Origin of the sequence: Streptomyces longispororuber, assembly GCF_014656095.1 — a bacterium.
Lineage (GTDB): Bacteria > Actinomycetota > Actinomycetes > Streptomycetales > Streptomycetaceae > Streptomyces > Streptomyces longispororuber.
The window spans coordinates 23,471-41,827 of record NZ_BNBT01000066.1 but is presented as its reverse complement, the minus strand read 5'-3'; the positions used below and the strand labels follow the sequence as shown (position 1 = coordinate 41,827).

The 18,357-nt window shown below is 76.5% G+C and carries 6 protein-coding genes; 4 read left to right on the top strand and 2 right to left on the bottom strand.

Annotated elements, in window-relative coordinates:
* The 4 genes from IE330_RS39700 to IE330_RS20850 form a co-directional block, all read left to right on the top strand.
* The coding region (locus IE330_RS39700) for an SDR family NAD(P)-dependent oxidoreductase (protein WP_190137598.1) at positions 1-4,210 on the top strand (4,210 nt) is incomplete at its 5' end.
* A gap of 14 nt (positions 4,211-4,224) precedes the next feature.
* Positions 4,225-7,143 (top strand): aldehyde dehydrogenase family protein, encoded by a 2,919-nt coding sequence (locus tag IE330_RS20860; protein ID WP_190137597.1) that lies wholly within the window; start codon positions 4,225-4,227, stop codon positions 7,141-7,143.
* The gene (locus IE330_RS20855) at positions 7,140-7,406 is read left to right on the top strand and encodes an acyl carrier protein (protein ID WP_190137596.1); all 267 of its coding nucleotides are present in this window, start codon (positions 7,140-7,142) and stop codon (positions 7,404-7,406) included. The genes IE330_RS20860 and IE330_RS20855 overlap by 4 nt, the downstream gene beginning before the upstream one ends.
* On the top strand, positions 7,399-9,147 hold the full coding sequence (locus IE330_RS20850) for a fatty acyl-AMP ligase (protein ID WP_190137595.1): 1,749 nt from the start codon (positions 7,399-7,401) through the stop codon (positions 9,145-9,147). The genes IE330_RS20855 and IE330_RS20850 overlap by 8 nt, the downstream gene beginning before the upstream one ends.
* Positions 9,148-9,173: 26 nt before the next feature.
* Here the strand turns inward: IE330_RS20850 and IE330_RS20845 are convergent, their stop codons facing one another.
* Both IE330_RS20845 and IE330_RS20840 read right to left on the bottom strand, forming a co-directional pair.
* Positions 9,174-10,445 carry a WS/DGAT domain-containing protein gene (locus IE330_RS20845; RefSeq protein WP_190137594.1) on the bottom strand — a complete coding sequence of 424 codons (1,272 nt, stop codon included), beginning with the start codon at positions 10,443-10,445 and terminating at the stop codon, positions 9,174-9,176.
* Between the two features lie 121 nt (positions 10,446-10,566).
* Positions 10,567-18,249, bottom strand: coding sequence for a type I polyketide synthase (locus tag IE330_RS20840; RefSeq protein WP_190137593.1), 7,683 nt, complete (start codon positions 18,247-18,249; stop codon positions 10,567-10,569).
* Positions 18,250-18,357: the final 108 nt, after the last annotated feature.

The window sequence follows — 18,357 nt, the reverse complement described above, 5'->3', positions numbered from 1 at the left end:
CCTGCCCGCCGCGCCCTCGCCGCTGCCCGGCAACCAGGACCTCGCCGAGGCGGTCGCCGCGCGGGCCGACGCGGCACGGGCCGACGCGCGCGCCGCGCGCTTCGGGGACTTCATGGCCCAGGTGAAACTCCTGACCGCGCACACGGCCGCCGCCGCGTTCGCGGACCTGCTGCCCGCCGGGGCGGGCGGGTTCACGGTGGCCGACCTGGTCCGGCAGGGGATGCTGCCCGCGCACGAGCAGTTCGCCCGGGCACTGCTCCGCCTGATGTCCCGGCACGGCCTGGCCGGCCTCGGGGACGACGAGCGGTGGCGGCTGACCGGCACCCCCGGCCCGGGGGCCCTCGCGGCCCGGCTGCCGCTGGACTTCCCCGCCTGCGCCGCCGAGGTGCAACTGGCCGTGCGGCAGCTCGCCGAACTCCCGCGGGTGCTGCGCGGCGAGCAGGACGCCCTGCACCTGCTCACCGACCACGGCTCGCGCAGCGCCCTCGACCAGTTCTACGACCTCGCGCCGACCTGCCGGGTCCACAACCTGATCTGCGCCGCGTTCGCCGCGCGGATCGCGCGGGACTGGCCGCGGGACCGGCCGCTGCGGATCCTGGAGATCGGCGCGGGCACGGGCGGCACGACGGCCGCGCTGCTGCCGCTGCTCCCGGCGGAGCGCACGGTCTACCACTTCACCGACGTGTCCGCCGGCTTCTTCGCCGCGGCCCGGCACCGCTTCGACGACCACCCCTTCGTCGACTACCGGCTGTTCGACCTGAACGCCGACCCCGCCGGTCAGGGGTACGCCGACGGCACGTACGACCTGGTCGTCGCGGCCAACTCCCTGCACACCGCGGCCGACGTGCGGGCGGCCCTGCGCCGGGTGCGCGCCCTGCTGGCGCCCGGTGGCCGGCTGCTGGCCGCCGAGACCCACGACACCGAGTACCTGCTGCCCTTCTTCGGCGCGCTGAGCAGCTTCTGGGGACACCAGGACGGGCTCCGCCCCGACGCGCCGCTGCTGCGTCGTGACCAGTGGCTGGAGACGCTGGGCGCCTGCGGCCTCACCGACGTCGTCTGCGTCGACGACGCCCTGGGGACGGGCGCGGAAGCCGCCTCGGTGCTGCTGGCCTCGGCGCCCGCGAGCGAGGTCCCCGAGCCCGCGCTGCCCCGCCCGGACGACGGCACCCGGTGGGTCGTCGCCGTCGAGAGCCCGGCGGAGACGCCGCTGGCCGAGCACCTCGCGACCCTGCTGGGCGGCGACGGCTCCCGGCCCGTCCCCGTACTGCCCGCGCCGTGCGACCCGGAGGCCTGGACGGCGCCGCCGGCCGGGGCGGGCCACCCGGCGGTCGTGCTGCTCCTGGGCGAGGCCCCCGAGGACCCGCGGGCGATGCTGGACCAGGCCGTGCGCCGTGCGGCCACGCTGGGCGCCGTGGCCTCGGCCTGCCAGGACCTGCCGGAGGGCGCCCGGCCGGCCGTGTGGCTGGTGACGCGCCCCAGCGGTGCGCTGCCCGCGCCGGAACGGCCCGACCACCCGCAGGACGCCGCCGCCTGGGGCATGGCGCGCACCCTGGCCAACGAGCAGCCCGGTGTGCGCGTGACCCGAATCTCGCTGGAACGCCTGGGTGACCCGGCCACCGACGCGCGACGCCTGGCCCGCGAACTGCTGGAGAGCCGCGCACCGGCCGACGGCGGCGAGGACGGCGGAGCGCCGCGCGAGGACGACACGGCACCGCACGAGAACAACAGCGCGCAGCGCGAGGACAACGGGACGCCAGGCGAGGACAACAGGGCGCCGCGCGGGGACGGCGGGACGCCAGGCGAGGACAACAGGGCGCCGCGCGGGGACGGCGGGGCGCCGCACGAGGACGAGGTCGTCCTCACCGCAGGCGGTCGCTTCGCACCGCGTGAGCGGCAACGACCCGCCGACGAGTACGTCGAGCCGAGCGGCGAGGCGCCCTTCGCCCTGGAGATCCGCGCGCCGGGACTGTCGTACGAGACCGTCTGGGCGCGCCGGCCGCACCGGGCGCCCGCGGCCGGTGAGGTGGTGATCGCGGTGCGCGCCGCGGCGCTCAACTACCGCGACGTCATGCAGGCGACCGGGCTGCTGCCGCCGGAGGCGACCGAGGGGGCGTTCGGTGGGGACGGGCCCGGCCTGGAGTGCGCCGGGGTCGTCACCGCGGTGGCCGAGGACGTGCGGGGCCTGGCGGTCGGCGACCGCGTGTGCGCGACGGTCCCGGCCTGTCTGGCGTCCCACGTGGTGGTGCCCGCGCCGTTCGTGGTGCGGATCCCCGACCGCCTGGGGTTCGCCGAGGCCGCCACCCTGCCGGTCGCGTTCCTGACCGTCCACTACGCGCTGCACGACCTCGCACGGCTGACGGCCGGGGAGACCGTGCTCGTCCATGGCGCCGCCGGCGGGGTGGGCCTCGCCGCTATCCAGTACGCCCGCCTCGTGGGCGCCACGGTGATCGCCACCGCGGGCAGCCCCGCCAAGCGGGACCTGCTGCGCGCGCTGGGCGTCGAACACGTCCTGGACTCCCGCACCCTGGACTTCGCCGACCAGGCCCTGCGCCTCACCCGCGGCCGCGGGGTCGACGTGGTGGTCAACTCGCTGGCGGGCCAAGCCATCGACCGGGGCCTGGAGATCCTGCGGCCGGGCGGCAGGTTCGTCGAGCTCGGCAAGCGCGACATCTACGCCAACAAGCCGCTGCTGATGCGGCCCTTCAGCCGCAACATCGCCTTCTTCGGCGTCGACGTCACCGCCCTGCTGGCCGACGGGGCCGGTCTGACGACCGGCCGGCGGATGCTGGCCGAGCTCGCCGACCGGGTGGCGGACGGCCGCTACCGGCCGCTGCCGCACACGGTGTACCCGGCCGCCCGGGTCAAGGAGGCGTTCGCGCTGCTCCAGCACTCGCGGCACGTCGGCAAGGTCGTCGTGGACCTCGACCCGCGCACCGGCCCGGTGCCCGTCCACGCCCGCCCCGAACCGCTGGGGCTCGACCCGGACGGCAGCTATCTGATCACCGGCGGGCTGAGCGGGTTCGGCGCCGCCACCGCCCGCCTGCTCGCCGAACGCGGGGCCCGCCACCTCGCGCTGGTCTCCCGGCGGGGCGCCGAAGCACCCGAGGCGGACGCCGTCCTGGCCGACCTGGCCGAGCGGGGCGTGACGGCGACGCCGTACGCCGCCGACGTCACCGACGCCGCCGCCATGGCCGAGGTGATCGACGCCGTCGACGCCACCGGGCACCGGCTCGCGGGGGTGGTGCACGCGGCCATGACCCTCGACGACTGCCCTCTCACCGAGCTGACCGACGAACGAGCCCGCACGGCCCTGGCCCCCAAGATGGCCGGGGCGGCCGTCCTGGACGCGCTGACCGAACGGCACGACCTGCGGCTGTTCTGGACGTACTCCTCCTTCACCGCGGCCGTCGGCAACATCAAGCAGGCCGCCTACGTCGGCGGGAACCTCTACACCGAGGCCCTGGCGCGGCGCCGGAGCGGCACGCGCCCGGCGCTCGCCGTCCAGTGGGGCGCACTCGGCGAGACAGGCCACGTGGCCCGCGCCGGCCTGCTCCCGGCCATGGAGGCGCTCGGCGCCCGGGCCCTCGGCTCCGCCGTGGCGCTGGCCGCCCTGGAGAACCTGGCCGCGTCCGGTACCGCCGTCGCGGGGATCGGCCGCTTCGACTGGGCCCGGCTGCGCACCGTGCTGCCCGCCCTCACCGCGCCGCGCTTCGCGGCCCTGCTGCCGGCCGACGACGGACTCGCCGGACACAGCCGCCAGGACCTCGCGGCCGCCCTGGCGGGCCTCGGCGCCGACGAGGCCCTGCGGACCGTCAGCCGGGCCCTCGCCGAGATGCTGGCCCGGATCCTGCAGACCGACGCCGACCGGCTCGACCCCGCGCAGCCGATCCAGGACTACGGCGTCGACTCGCTGATGGGCGCCGAACTCCTGACCACGCTGCGCCGGCGCCTGGACGTGGAGATCCCGCCCATGGAGCTCCTGCAGGGCGGCATCACCCTCAACGACCTCGCCCGCCACGTCCTGCTGCGCCTCGGCGTCCGCCCCGCCGACACCGGTTCGAGTACCAGTACAAGTCCTAGTACCAGTACCAGTATCGGCACCGGCACCGGCACCGGCACTCACCCCGACACCGAAACCAGCATGAGCACCAGCACCAGCACCAGCTCGGGCACCAGCACCGCCCCCCGACCCGGCGTCACCACCGGCTGAAAGGAGAACCCGCCATGACCACCTGTCAGGCGTCGGGCAGTCCGGCGGCGCGCACCGCCGAGGACGTGCTCAGCTTCGGCCCCCTCGTCGGCGGCGTCACCGCCCCCGACCACGGTGCGTGGGTCTACGCGCTGCGCGCGGGCGCGCTGCTCGACGACCCCGTCGGCGCCACCTGCTACCGCAACGCCCTCAACGCCGGGCGCATGGGGCCCGACGCCCACCCCGGCACGGTCCTGGGCCGCTGCGCCCTCGCCGGACCCGACCACATGGGCGCCGCGCTGGAGGCCGCCCGGCGGGCGGCGGACGAGTGGGGCGGCAGCCCGGTGGCCCGGCGCGCCGCCGTCGCCGAGGCGTTCCGCGCGCGGGTGCGGGACCACGCGGAGGCGCTGACCGGGCTGCTGGTTGAGGAGGGGCACCCGGTGCGGCTGGCCCGGGCGGAGGTCGACGACCTCCTGACGTTCTTCGGCGCCGAGACCACCGACTGGTGCCTGCGGCAGCTCGACACCCGCCACCGCCTCGACGGCCGGACGGTGGTGCTGCGCCGGGTGCCGGACGGCGTGGTGTGCGTGCAGCCGCCGCTGAACACGCCCGCGCTCGGTGTCGCGGCGGCCTTCCAGTGCGTCCTCGCGGGCAACGCGGTGGTGGTGCGGCTGTCCCGGCAGGCGCCGATCGCCGCGATGTACCTTCTTGAGCGGATCGCCGTACCGGCGCTCGCCGAGGCCGGTGCCCCGCCCGGTGTCCTGTCCGCGCTGTGCACCGACCCGGGCCAGGCCCTGGACGCCTGGCTGGCCAGTCCGCTCGTGGACGACGTGCTGTACTTCGGCGACTCCGTCCGCGGCGGGCAACTGGAGAAGGCGTGCCTGGCGGCGGGCAAGAAACCGGTCCTGGAACTCGGCGGCAACGACATGGTGCTGGTGTGGCGGGACGCGCCCCTCGACCGGGCCGTCGAGACGCTCCTGGAGGCCTACCACGGCAGCGGCCAGATCTGCTGCGCCCCCAACGTCGCGCTCGTCCACCCCGAGATCGCCGACCCGCTCGCCGAGCTGCTCGCCGATCGCGTCCGGGCGCTGCGACCCGGCTTCCCCGACGACCCGGGCGTGGTGCTCGCCGCCTCGCCGCAGACCGCCGGGTACGACGCCGCGCTCGCCGACGCCCGGCAGGCGGGCGCCCGCGTGCTGACCGGCGGACGCCACCTGGACGTGCACGGCCGGGAGAGCGACATCGCCGTCTTCGCCGAGCCGGCGCTCGTGCGGGTCGACGGGCTGGCCCGCGCGCGGGAGTTGCGCTGCGTGCGGCACGAGACGTTCTTCCCGCTGCTGACCCTGGTCGTGCCCGAGCCCGCGTCCGACGACGACCTCCTCGCGGGCATGACGTCGTTCGTCGCCTCCGGCTCCTACGGCCTGCGCAACTCCCTGCTGGCCGAGGACCCGGCGGTCGTCGACCGGTTCGTCAGGGACGTCCGCTCCTGCGGCCAGCTCCGCGTCAACGACGCGCACCTGGCCGGGGTGCCCTACCTGTCCCACCACGGCGGCCCCGGGCTGAGCGGCGACCGGTACGGCGAGCTCAACTACCCGATGCTGCGCACCAGCCGCCTGCAAGGCGTGTCCCTGGCGCAGTCCCCGCCCCCGCCCCGCGCCGCCGCCCCCTACGTCCCGGCGCAGCCCCGGCCCAGGGTCGAGGCGCCCCGGGCCTACCCGCCGGGCTGGCCGCCCGAGGACCTGCCCGGGGGGCTGCCGGCCCCGTTCACCGAGGCGTTCCAGCACGACCCGTACCCCACCCTGCACTGGCTGCGCGCGCACCGGCCGGTGAGCCGGGTCGTCAGCCCGGACGGCCCCGGCTGGTTCCTCACCCGCTACGACGACGTCCGCCGGGCCCACACCGACCCCCGGGTGACCTGCGACAGCGCCCGCACCACCGCCGGCCGGACGTGGCTGCGGCACTGGCCGGACGAGCTGCGGGAGCGGCTCTTCGTCCACCTCCTCGACAGCGACGACCCGCGCCACGCCGAACTGCGCGCGCTCATGCGGCCCTTCTTCACGCCCGCCCGGCAGGAGCAGTGGCGCACCCGGGTGCAGCGCCTCGTCGACGCCCGCATCGACCGGATCGCGGACCGGGGCCGCGCCGACCTCATGGCGGCCGTCGCCTACCCGCTCGGCGGCAACGTCCTGTTCTCCGTCCTGGGCGCCGCCCCGCCGCAGATGGACCACCTGCGGGCGATGATCTGGCGTACCGCCGAGTGGAACAACGACGTCCCCTACGTGGCGGCGCTCGCCCACGAGATCGACGCGTTCGTCCGCAAGGCCGTCGCCGGGAAGCGCCGTTCGCCCGGCGACGACCTGATCTCCCTGCTCGTGGCGGCCCGCGACCGGAACGGCCTGCTCAGCGAGGACGAGCTGCACGGCCAGGTCATGATGATGCTCGTGGCGGGCCAGGACCCCAGCATCAACAGCGTCGGCAACGGCCTGCACGCCCTGCTCACCCACCCCGAGCAGCTCGCCGCGCTGCGCGACGACCCGTCCGTGCGGGACAGCGGCATCGGTGAACTCCTGCGCTACGAGAGCCCTTTGCCGTTCACGAGTTGGCGCGGCACCCTCGGGCCCGTCACGTTCGGCGACGTGACCGTCCCCGCGGACGAGTCCCTGTTCCTGTGTCTGGGCGCGGCCAACCGGGACCCCGCGCGGTTCCCCGACCCCGACCGCCTCGACCTGCGCCGCGCCACGACGGGGCACCTCGCCTTCGGCCACGGCCCCCACTACTGCCTGGGCGCCCACATCGGCCGGATGACCGCCGAGACCGCCGTCACCACCGTCCTGCGCCGGCTGCCAGGCCTGCGCCTCGACGGCACACCCCGATGGCGGCCCAGCATGTTCGAGCGCGGCCTCAGCGCCCTGCCGGTCGCCTGGGACGTGGCGGGCGAGGGGGCCGCGCGATGAGGCGGGCCGAGATCCTGGCCGAGGTGAAGGCGCTCCTCGCCGAGTGCGGCGGCGTCGACCCGCGCCACGTCGACGAGCAGACCGCGTTCGTCGCCGACCTCGCCCTGGACTCCCTCGTCCTGGTCCGCATGACCGTCCTCGCCGAGGAGCGCTTCGGGCTGCGCATCCCCGACGAGGTCGCCTGGGAGCTGCACACGGTCGGCGCCGTGGTCGACCACGTCGAGGAGACGCTGGCCGGGCGGATCGGGGCCGAGCGTGAGTGAGCTCGTCCGGTTCCTGCGCGAGAAGGTGTGGGGCGTCGGTGACACCCGCTGGTACGCGCGCGTGGACAGCGTCCGCGGTGAACTCGTCGAGGTGGAGCGCCTCGGCTGCGCCCAGCTCGACGCCCGCGCCCGCGCGGTCGGGGCCTGGCTGACGGAGCGGACGGCGCCCGGCGCGCGGGTCCTGCTCATGTACCCGGCGGGCCTGGAGTTCCTGGCGGTCTTCCTCGGCTGCCTGTACGCCGGGCGGGTCGCCGTCCCCGCCCCGCTGCCGGACACCGACCGGCGGGCCCTGGAGCGCGGTGCGGGCATCATCGGCGCCGCCGGTGTCGGTCTGGTCCTCACCGACGCCGCGCACCGGCCCGCGCTCGACGCCCGGCTCGGTGGCCCGGGCGCCGGCCGCCGCGTCGAGTGCGCCGCCACCGAGGCCGCCGTGCTGCCCGATCCGGCCGGCTGGAGCCCGCTCGCGCAGGACCTCTCGGCGACCGCCTACGTCCAGTACACCTCCGGGTCGACCAGCGAGCCGCGCGGCGTCGTCGTCACCCACCGCAACCTGCTGCACAACCTGCTGTCGATCAGAAAGACGATCCTCCCCGAAGAGGTCCGGGACGAGCTGCGCCACGACCCGTCACCGGCCGGGGCCGGCTGGCTGCCGCACTACCACGACATGGGCCTGGTGGGGATGTTGCTCACCCCGCTCGTGTGCTACGCGAGCCTCGTCTTCTGCTCCCCGGTCACCTTCGTCGCCCACCCGCTGATCTGGCTCCAGATGATCAGCCGGTACCGGGCGTTCTACACCTTCGCCCCGAACTTCGCCTACGACTGGCTGCTGCGCACCCTGCCCGCCGGCCGGCTCGCGGACGTGGACCCGGAGCTGGACGTGGGGAGCCCGCGGTTCGCGCTCAGCGGCGCCGAGCCCGTGCGCCCCGAGACCCTGACCGCGGTCGCCCGCCGCCTCGCCCCCATCGGCTTCCGCCCGGACGTCTGGGCGCCCGGCTACGGCCTGGCCGAGGCCACCCTCCTGGTCAGCGGTACGCCGTGCGGGCGCGGGCCGGCCGTCGAGCGCTTCGACCGCGGGGCGCTGGAGGAGGGCCGGGCCGTGCCCTGTCCCGACGGCGTCGACCTGGTCGGCTGCGGCCGCCCCGCGGGCTGCGACGTCCGCGTCGTCGACCCCGCCACGGCGTGCCCCGTACGGGACGGCCGCGTCGGCGAGATCTGGGTCCGCGGCCCCAGCGTCGCCGACGGCTACCTGGGTGACCCGGAGGCGACCGCCGCGCACTTCGCCGCCCGCACCGCCGACGGCGAGGGCCCCTTCCTGCGCACCGGCGACCTCGGGTTCCTCCGGAACGGCGAGCTGTACGTCACCGGCCGCGCCAAGGACCTGATCATCGTCAACGGCCGCAACATCCACCCGCAGGACCTGGAGCGCCTCAGCGAGTCCGCCGACCCCGCCACCGGCCCCTGCGCCGCCTTCGCCCTGCCCGACGCCTCCGGCACCGAGCGCGTCGTCCTGGTCCAGGAGATCCGCCCCCTGCACCTCGACGGCCGCTCCCCCGCGGCCCTCGCCGACGTCATCAAGCAGCGCCTGGCCCGTGAACTGCGGCTCCACGCCGACGTGGTCGTCGTCGGCCCGCTGAGCGTGCCCCGCACCACCAGCGGCAAGGTCCAGCGCGCACGCACCCGCGAAGCACTCCGCTCCGCCCGCCTCACACCCCTGCACTCCGACCTGCCCGCCCCGGCCTGACCGGGCCGCCGCCCGGCGCGGGGCGGTCACCCGACGGCGTACGCCTTCTCCAGTTCGGTGAGGGCCTCGTGCCAGAGCTGCGGCAGCACTTCGGGGCCGGGGGTGGTGCGGTCGCTGGTGAAGCAGACCGTGGCCTGTCCTTCGTACGTGGTCAGGGCCACGGTGAGGGGGTGGCCGAACATCAGCGGGGGCAGGCTGACGGCCTGGCGCACGGGGTGGCCGTTGACGGCCATCCCCCCGCCGAGCTGGACGTTGGTGGTCAGCAGCGCGGTGCTGCGCGGGCTGAGCAGGCAGCGCGTGGCGAGGCCGGCGACGCGGGGCAGCATCCGCAGGGCCGCCCGCTGCTGGGAGACGCGGGCGCCGCGCGGGTCGGTGCTCGGGCGCATCAGGTCGAGCCGCCGGCGGGGGTCGGGTTCCGCGCAGTGCAGCTCGGCCCGCAGCGCCACCAGGTGGTTGCCGAGGGTGGCCGGGTCGTGGCCCGGTGGGCGGCTCTCGGCCGGGACGAAGGCGTGCAGCGGCCGGGTGGCGCGGCCCGTCCAGTCCTGGGGCGTCCAGGCACGCAGCGCACCGGCGGTGACGGCCAGGTAGACCTGGTTGAGGGAGGCGGTGGCCGCGCGGGCGAGCGCGTCGAGCCGGCTGCTGTCGCAGACGGCGAAGTGCAGCGTCCGGGTGCTGTCCGCCGCCTGGCGCACCGGGGTCCAGCGGGCGGTCGGCCGCAGCAGGGGCGGCAGGGTCCGGGCGGCCCAGCGGGCGGTGCCGACCAGGTCGAGGGACGGCTCGGCCTCCGGCGGTACGGACAGCGGGAGGTGGAGGCCGGGCATCATGACGGCGCCGAGTCCCGCCAGCGCGCCGGCGGCGTCCTGCAGGGCGTGGTGGACCCGGGCGGCGAAGGCGTAGCGATCGGGGGCCCAGCCGGTGACGAGCCAGACGCCCCAGTTGTCGGCGCCTTCGGGGAAGGGCGCGTCGAGCAGGGCCCGGGCGATGCGCTCCAGTGGCGCGGGGCCCGCGGGGACGCGCAGTGCGTGGACGTGCCGGTCCAGGTCCTGGCCGTGGGCGGGCTCCCAGACGCGTCGGTTGTCGGCGCAGACGCGGTAGTTCCAGGCGGGGACCCGCCGGACGCCGTCGGCCATCAGCTCCTGGATCGAGGCGAGGCTCGGCGCGGGCCCTTCCAGGATGCCCAGGACGCCCATGTAGCCGCCGAGGTGCGGGACCGCGTGCGCGGCACGGTGCAGGTGCCGGTCGACGGGTGAGGGCGTGGGTGTGGGCGTGGGAGCGGCTGTGGGGGGACTGCTGCTCATGGCGGTCGGAATCCTGTTCGTCCGGGTGGGTGCGGTGTCGTCCGCGGATCGCGACGGGCGTGCCGCAGGGGGGGCGTGGGCGACGCGGCCCCGGGCCCGTGGCGGGGGTCCGGGGCCGTGCTCAGCGCGTGGCGTCGTCCTGTGCGGCCTGGCGGAGGATGCGGTGCACCCGCTCGGCGAGGTCGGCGAGGGAGCGGACGGTCGCCAGCTCCATGAGCGGCAGTTCGCAGCCGAGGGTGTGCTGCACGGAGACGGCCAGCTCGGCCATCATCAGGGAGTCCAGGCCGAGGGAGGCGATGTCCTTGGCACCGTCCAGCCGTTCGGGGGAGGTCTGCAGGACGTCGGCCGTGAGCCGGATCAGGGTCTGGGTGAGGACGGCGCGGGCCTCGTCGTCGTTCTTGGCACCGGCGTAGCGCGCGGTGAACTCGTCCGAGGCGCTCTGTTCCTCCCCCGGGGTGCCCGCGCCGGTCAGGGGGGCGAACCGGGCGGCGGACCGCAAGGCGGCCAGGGAGCGCGCCATGCGTGCCCAGTCGAACCGTCCCACCGCCGTCACCTCCGCCCGCCGCCCGAGCAGGTCGTCCAGGGCAGCCAGGGCCCGGGCGGGGGGCAGCGCGCCCGCGCCCAGGCGGTCGAAGGTGCGCGTCATCCCGGCACGGAAGAGGTAGCCGGTCTCGTCGATGCCGCCCCAGGCCACGGCCAGACCCGCCGCCCCGCGGGCGCGGCGGGCGCGCACGAGTGCTTCCTGGAAGAGGTTCCCGGCGGCGTAGGGGGCCTGCCGCTGGTTGCCGATGAGGGCGGAGACCGAGGAGTAGGCCACGAAGTGCTCCACCTCGTGCTCGCGGGTCAGCTCGTCGAGGACCAGGGCGCCGTGCATCTTCGCGGCCAGCACGGCGTGGAAGCGCTCGGCGTCCAGCTCGGCCAGGGGGGCGTCGTCGAGGTGCATGACCGCGTGGACGACGCCCCGTACGGGGTGGCCGGCGTCGCGCGCCTGCCGGAACACGCGGCTCAGCGCCGCGGGGTCGGTGACGTCGGCGGCGTGCACCTGGGCGGTGGCCCCCAGCGCGGCCAGCTCGCGCACCAGGTCGGGGGCGTCGGGGGCCTCGATGCCGCGGCGGCTGACCAGCGCCAGGTGGCGGAGGCCCCGGGCGGCCAGGTGGCGGGCGGTGGCGGCGCCGAAGCCGCTGGTGCCGCCGGTGACGAGGTAGGTGGCGTCGGGGGCCGGGGCGAGGGCGGGCACCGGCCGTTCCAGGGCGGGTGGTTCCGCGAGGGAGACGACGACCTTGCCCAGGTGCCTGGAGTGCTGGAGGGTGCGGAACGCCTCGTGGATCCGCGCGGCCGGATACGCCTCGTGGGGCAGGGGGCGGTAGACGCCCTGGGTGACGCGCTCGCCGACCTCGCGGAAGGCGTCGGCCAGCGCGGCGGGCGCGTGCGCGGTCAGTTGGTTGACGTCGAGGGCGTGGAAGGAGATGTTGCGGCGGAAGGGCCGCAGCAGCAGCGGCTGGTTGGCGTAGATGTCGCGCTTGCCGAGCTCGACGAACCGCCCGCCCGGCCGCAGGGCCTCCAGGCTGCGGGTGATGGCCTCGCCCGACAGGGAGTTGAGGACCACGTCGACGCCCTGCCCGTCACCGACGTCCCGTACCTGTTCGGCGAAGTCGAGCGTCCGGGAGTCGAACACGTGCTGGACGCCGAGCGCGCGCAGCAGGTCCCGCTTCGCGGGCGTCCCTGCGGTGGCGACGACGTGCGCCCCGATGTGGCGCGCGTACTGCAGCGCGGCCAGGCCCACGCCGCCCGCTCCCCCGTGCACGAGCACCGTTTCCCCGGGGCGCAGGTGTGCCAGGCGGGACAGGGCGTAGTGGACGGTGAGCAGGACGACCGGCAGGGTGGCCGCCTGTTCGTAGCTCATGGCGTCGGGGACGCGTCCCACCGACTCGGGCCGGGCGCGTACGTGGGAGGCCAGGGAGCGCGGGGCGACGGCGTAGACGCGGTCTCCGGGGCCATAGCCGGTCACGTCGCGCCCGACGGCGACCACCTCGCCGGCGCACTCGAGGCCGAGGGCGGGCCCACCGGGGAGCGGTACTTCCGCGTCCGGGGGCAGCAGGCCGGTGGCCAGCATGACGTCGCGGTAGTTGAGGGCGGCGGCGTGGACGCGGACGAGCAGCTCCCCGGGGGCGCAGGTGGGCGGCGGCGCGGCGGTCCAGGCGGTGCGGCTGCGCAGTCCCTGGCTGCGCAGTTCGAGGGTGTAGGGCTCGTCGTCGGCGGCCTGCGGGCCGGGGGCGGGTCCGCGGTCGGTGAGGCGCGCCACGTAGCGGCCCCGCGGGGTCAGCACGACCTCGTCCTCGTCCGGCCCTGTACGCGGCGGCGCGGCGTGCAGGAACTCGCGTACCAGCCGGTCGGCGTCGGCGGTGGCGTCCGCGCCGCCGTCCAGCGAGACGCGGCGGACGGCCAGGCCGGGGCGTTCGTTGGCGAGGGTGCGCGCCGTGCCCCAGACGGCCGCGGCGGCGGGGTCCAGGGGCCGTTCGGGGGCGGGGAGGGCGCCGGTGGGCCGGGTGATCAGCCAGAGGGCCGGGGGGTCGTCCTGGGTGCGGGCGGACAGGGTCCCGGCCGCGGCGCGGAGGACCTGCGCCCGCTGGACGGCCTGCCGGGTGAGCGCCGGGGCGTCGTCGGAGGGGGCGGGGGCGTCCAGGATCAGGACGCAGTGGGAGGGCGCGGCGGCGCGCAGCGCGTCCTCCGCGTCGCCGGGCCCGGGCACGGCGGCGGTCTCCACGGCGTCGGCTCCGGCGCGGCGCACGGCGGCGGCGAGCGCCCGCGCCAGGGGGTTGGCGGCGGGACCGGCCTCGCTGAGCAGGAGCCACCGGCCGGACAGCGTCGGCGAGGCGGGGCCCGGTACCGGTCCGGCCGCGGGGGCCGGCGGCGTGGCCGTCGCGGGGCCCTGTGGCCGGCGGGCCAGGAGCACGGTGCCGGGGCCGGTGGCCGTCCCGCAGGCCGTGACGTCGGTGAACCCGGCGTCGTCCAGGGTGGAGCGCAGGCTCTCGCCGTCGTACGGGCGCGCGGGCGAGGCGGCGTCGAACAGCCCCTGGAACAGCGCGGTGTGGTGCAGGGGGCCGCGGTCCAGGGCCAGCAGCAGCCCGCCGTCGGCGAGCAGCCCCCCGACCCGCCGCGCGGCCGCGACGGGCGACGTCGCGCGCTGGAGCGCGCCGGAGTCGATGACGAGGTCGTACGGGGCGGACAGGTTGGGCTCGGGGGTGGTGTCACCGGAGGTGTGGGGGCGGTTGGGGCCGTCGTCGGGAGTGCGGGGGTCGTCGGGAGGGCCGGAGCGGTCGGGAGCGCCGGAAGCCTCGGGGGCGTCAGAAGCCCGGCCAGTCCCGCCACTCCCGCTAGCCCCGGACACCCCGGAAGCCCCGCCAGCCCCGGCAGCCCCGGCAACTTCGGCAGCCCCGCCAGTCCCGGCAGCCTCGGCAACTTCGGGATCGAACGTGCGGTACTCGACGACGTCATGGGCCGCCAGGCGCGCCTGGGCGCGCGGGAGGCTGTCCGCGTCGCGGGCGGCGCAGACGTACTCGGTCTGCTCGGCGGGCAGCACCGGCAGGAGTTCGGCGCTCAGGTCGCCGGTGCCGGCCCCGATCTCCAGGACCCGGAGAGGCGTGTCCGCGGAGCGCTCCGTGACGGCCCGGGCGAGCAGGTGCCGGGCGCTGCGGCGCAGGCCGGGGCGGAGCGTGCAGGCCTGGAACCGTTCCCACAGGTGCCGGTCGCCGTCCGCGGTGAACAGGTGCCGCGGCTCCTGCTCGCCGCTCAGTACGGCGGCCAGCCGCAGTCCGCAGCGGAGGTGGACGGCCAGGAGCGCGGAGAAGCCGGGGAAGTCGCCGAGCAGCGCCCGGGCGCGCTCGTGGGCGTCGGCGGGCGCGCGGAACTGCCAGCCGGGCGCCTCGGTGTCGGTGGTGGGGACCAACAGGCCGTGCTCGACGGCGAGTTGGGCGAGGAGCGGCACCTGGGGCGCGTACCGTTCGGGCAGCCCGGCGGCCCGCAGGTCGTCCAGGCCGAAGCGGGTGGCGTCCGGGAGCAGCCGGGTGAAGGCGTGCACGCTCCAGTGCGCCGTGGACTCCCGCAGGCGCTCCAGCAGACGGGGGTGGTCGTCGTCGGTGAGCGCGGCGCGGTCGGCGCCGGTCGCCGCCGCCAGCTCCCGGGGGGAGGGCAGGTCCGCGGCGCGCGGGGTGCCGGGGAGGGTCGCGGGGCGCAGGACGACGGAGCAGTGCCGCGCCTCGCGGGCCGCCAGCATGTCCGACCGGCGCAGCCGGCAGTCGCTCAGCTCGACGGCGACCTCGCCGGCCGCGTCGGTGATCCGGGCGTCGAAGCGGGCCTCACGGCCGGTGACGTGGAGGGACGTGAGGTGGATGTGCCCTTCGGCGGCGGGCGGCCGCCACACGCCGGCGGCGCCGATCGCGGCGGGCAGGAACAGATGCTGTTCCCCGGCCCGGGCGAGGAGGGCCGCGGCGCTCTGCAGGGCGCCGTCCAGGATGACGGGGTGGGCCTCGAAGCCGTCGGGGCCGTCGGGACCGTCGGGCGGCAGGGGGAGGCGGTAGTCGGCCAACGCCTCGCCGTCGTCGGCGCGCACCGTGGTGACGACGCGGAAGGCGGGCCCGTAGTGCAGGCCGACGGTGGCGAAGGCGGAGTACAGGACGTCGGCGTCGGCGTCCGTCGCGGTCAGCCGGGAGCGCACGGCCGCCAGGTCCAGGGGGGCGGGTGCCGGGCGGAGCAGCCTGCGGACGCGTCCGCGGGCGTGCAGGTGCCAGGACGAGTTCGCGTCCGGCCGGCTGGCGACACGGACGACGCCGTCCTCCGGTGACAGGGTCGTCTGCACCAGGGTGTCACGCGTGTCGCGTCCGCTCGGCAGGGTGAGGGCCTGCACCACGTGCAGGTCGGTGACCTCCACGGGGGCGGCGAGGTGCCGTCGGCCGGCGGCGCACGCGGCCTCGACGAAGGCGGCGGCGGGGACGACCACGGCGTCGCCGACCCGGTGGTCGGCCAGCCACGGCAGGTGCGAGGGGTCGACGTACTGGTGCCAGGCGGGCTGGGCGATCTGGACGGGCCGGCCGAGCAGCGGGTGGTGGAGGCCGCGGTCGCCGCCGACCCGCTCCCAGTCGTCCGGTCCCCCCGTCCAGCAGCGCTCCCGCTGCCACGGGTAGGGGGGCAGGGTGGTGACGCGTCCCGGCCGGGGGAAGTGGCTGCCGTCGGTGCGCGCGCCCACGGCGACGGCGGCCGCGGCGGCGGCGCGGACCTCGTCGGGGCCGTCCGCCCGGCGGCGGCAGACGGCGATCGCCGTGGGGGCGGGCCCGGTGTCCTGCCGCCGGCGCCTGAGGTACGGGGTGAGCACGGCGTGCGGCCCGATCTCCAGGAAGACGGCGGGCCCCTCCTCCAGCAGGGTGCCGACCGCCTGGTCGAACAGGACCGGCTCCCGGACGTTGCGCCACCAGTAGGAAGCGTCGAGCCGCGGGCCGGCGAGCGGGCCGCCGGTGACGGTGGAGACGAACGGGATGCGGTGGTCGCCGCAGGCCAAGGGGGCCAGGGCGGTGCGGAGTTCCTCTTCGAGCGGGTCCATGGCGCGGCTGTGGAAGGCGTAGTCCAGGTCGAGGCGGCGGAAGAAGACACCGCGCGTCGTCAGCTCCGCGCCGAGCTGGGCCAGCGCCTGCCGCTCCCCGGCGACGGTGCAGTCGCCCGGGCCGTTCACCCCGGCGATCTCCAGCCGGCCGGTGAAGGGGGCCAGTTCCTTGGCCAGGTCGGCGGCGCCGAGACCCACGGCCGCCATCGTGCCGGTGCCCGCGGTGGCGGCCTGGGCACGGCTGCGCTCGGCCACGACGAGACAGGCGCCGGGCAGGTCGAGCGCGCCCGCGACGTGGGCGGCGGCGACCTCGCCGATGCTGTGGCCGACGACGGCCTGCGGGCGGATGCCGTACGAGGCGAGGAGTTCGACGAGCCCGAGCTGGACGGCGAAGAGGAGCGGCTGGGCCACTTCGGTCAGGTGCAGCCGTGACTCCGGCTCCGGGCGGCGCAGTTCCTCGGCCACCGACCAGCCGAGCCGGGCCCGCAGGTGGCCGTCGGCCTCGTCGACCGCCCGGCGGAAGGCGGGCTCGGCGTCCAGCAGCGCGGCTCCCATGCCCGGCCACTGCGAGCCGTTGCCCGAGAAGGCGAACACGGTGCGGCACGGCGTGGCGGCGGTGCCCGCGGCGCCGGTCGCGGTGCGCAGCGCCGACGCCGTGTCGAGGGCGGCCGCGTGCAGGGCGGCGGCGGCCTGGGCGGGGGTGGCGGCGAGCACGGCGGTGGCGTACTCGTGCCGGTCGCGGCGCTCGGTGGCCGTGTAGGCGACGTCGTAGAACTCTTCCGGCGGCGTGTCCTCCAGGCGCTGCGCCAGGTTCTCGGCGGCCTTCGCCACGGCCTCGGGCGTGCGCGCCGAGACGACGACGGGCAGCCGTCCCGCCGTCGGGGGCGTGGCGGGTGCGGGGGTCTCGGGCGGAGGCGCCAGGACGAGGTGGGCGTTGGCGCCGCCGAAGCCGAACGAGTTGACCCCGACCAGCGGGCGTTCCAGCGCGGGCAGGTCCTCCGCCTCGACCACGGGCCGCAGGCCGAGGGCGCCGAAGTCGATGGCGGTGTTCAGCGGTTCGGCGTTGACCGTCGCCGGGATGCGCCGGTGGCGCAGCACCAGCAGCGCCTTGAGCAGGCCCGGCATGCCCGCCGCGCCCTCCAGGTGGCCGAGGTTGCCCTTCACCGACCCGATGGGCAGGGCGCCGCTGTGGCGGCGGGTGCCGAGGGCGTGGCCGATGGCGGAGCACTCGATCGGGTCCCCCACCGGTGTGCCGGTGCCGTGGGCCTCCAGGTAGCCGAGTTCGTCGGCGTCGATGCCGGCCCGCTCGTACACCCCGGCGAGCAGGGCCTGTTGGGCCTTGCTGCTGGGCAGGACGAGGCCGGGGGTGTTGCCGTCGTTGTTGACGCCGTGCGCGAGGACGAGGCCGTGGATCCGGTCCCCGTCGGCCAGGGCGTCCGGGAGGCGCTTGAGCAGGACGACACCGGCGCCCTCGGAGCGGACGAACCCGTCGGCGTCGGCGGAGAAGGGCCGGCAGCGTCCCGTCGGGGAGAGCATGCCGGCCGCGGAGAAGCCGATGAACGGGTGCGGGCTGAGGAGCACTTGGACGCCGCCGGCGAGCGCGACGCGCGCGTGCCCGCGGTGCAGCACCTCGCAGGCCTGGTGCACGGCCGTCAGGGCGGAGGAGCACGCGGTGTCCACGGTCGTGCTCATGCCGTGCCAGTCGAACGCGTGGGAGAGGCGGTTGGCCAGGTTGCAGCTCGCCAGGCCGGCCATCGTGTGGGGGCTCGCCTTGTCCGCGACGAGCGCCTGCAACTGTTCGTAGTCGTGGGAGCTGGCGCCGATCACCACGGCGGTGTCGGAACCCGCCAGCGTCCGCCGTGAGGCTCCCGCGTCGTCCAGGGACTCGGCCGCGAGCTCCAGGAGCAGCCGCTGCTGGGGGTCCATCGCGGCGGCCTCGCGTGGTGAGATCCCGGCGAAGTAGCTCGTGTCGAAACCCGTGACGTCGTCGAGGAAGCCGCCGGCCGCGGTGTAGCTCCGGGTGGTTCTGCGCCGCGTGGGGTCGGCGAACCGCGTGGCCGGGAAGCGCTCCCCGGGCACGGTCGTCACCAGGTCGAGCCGCAGCTCCAGAGCGCCCCACAGGTCGTCCAGGGTGGCGATGGAGCCCGGCAGGCGGCAGGAGACCCCGACGACGGCGATGGGATCGTTGGCGACCGGACCGGAGGCGGGCATGGGCGTCCTTAGGGTGGGGGCGTACGGGCGGGGCCGGGGGGCACGCATCAGTAACGGCGGCGACGTCTTTCGGTTCCGGCTTGTGCCACAAAATGCCCGCACGTCACC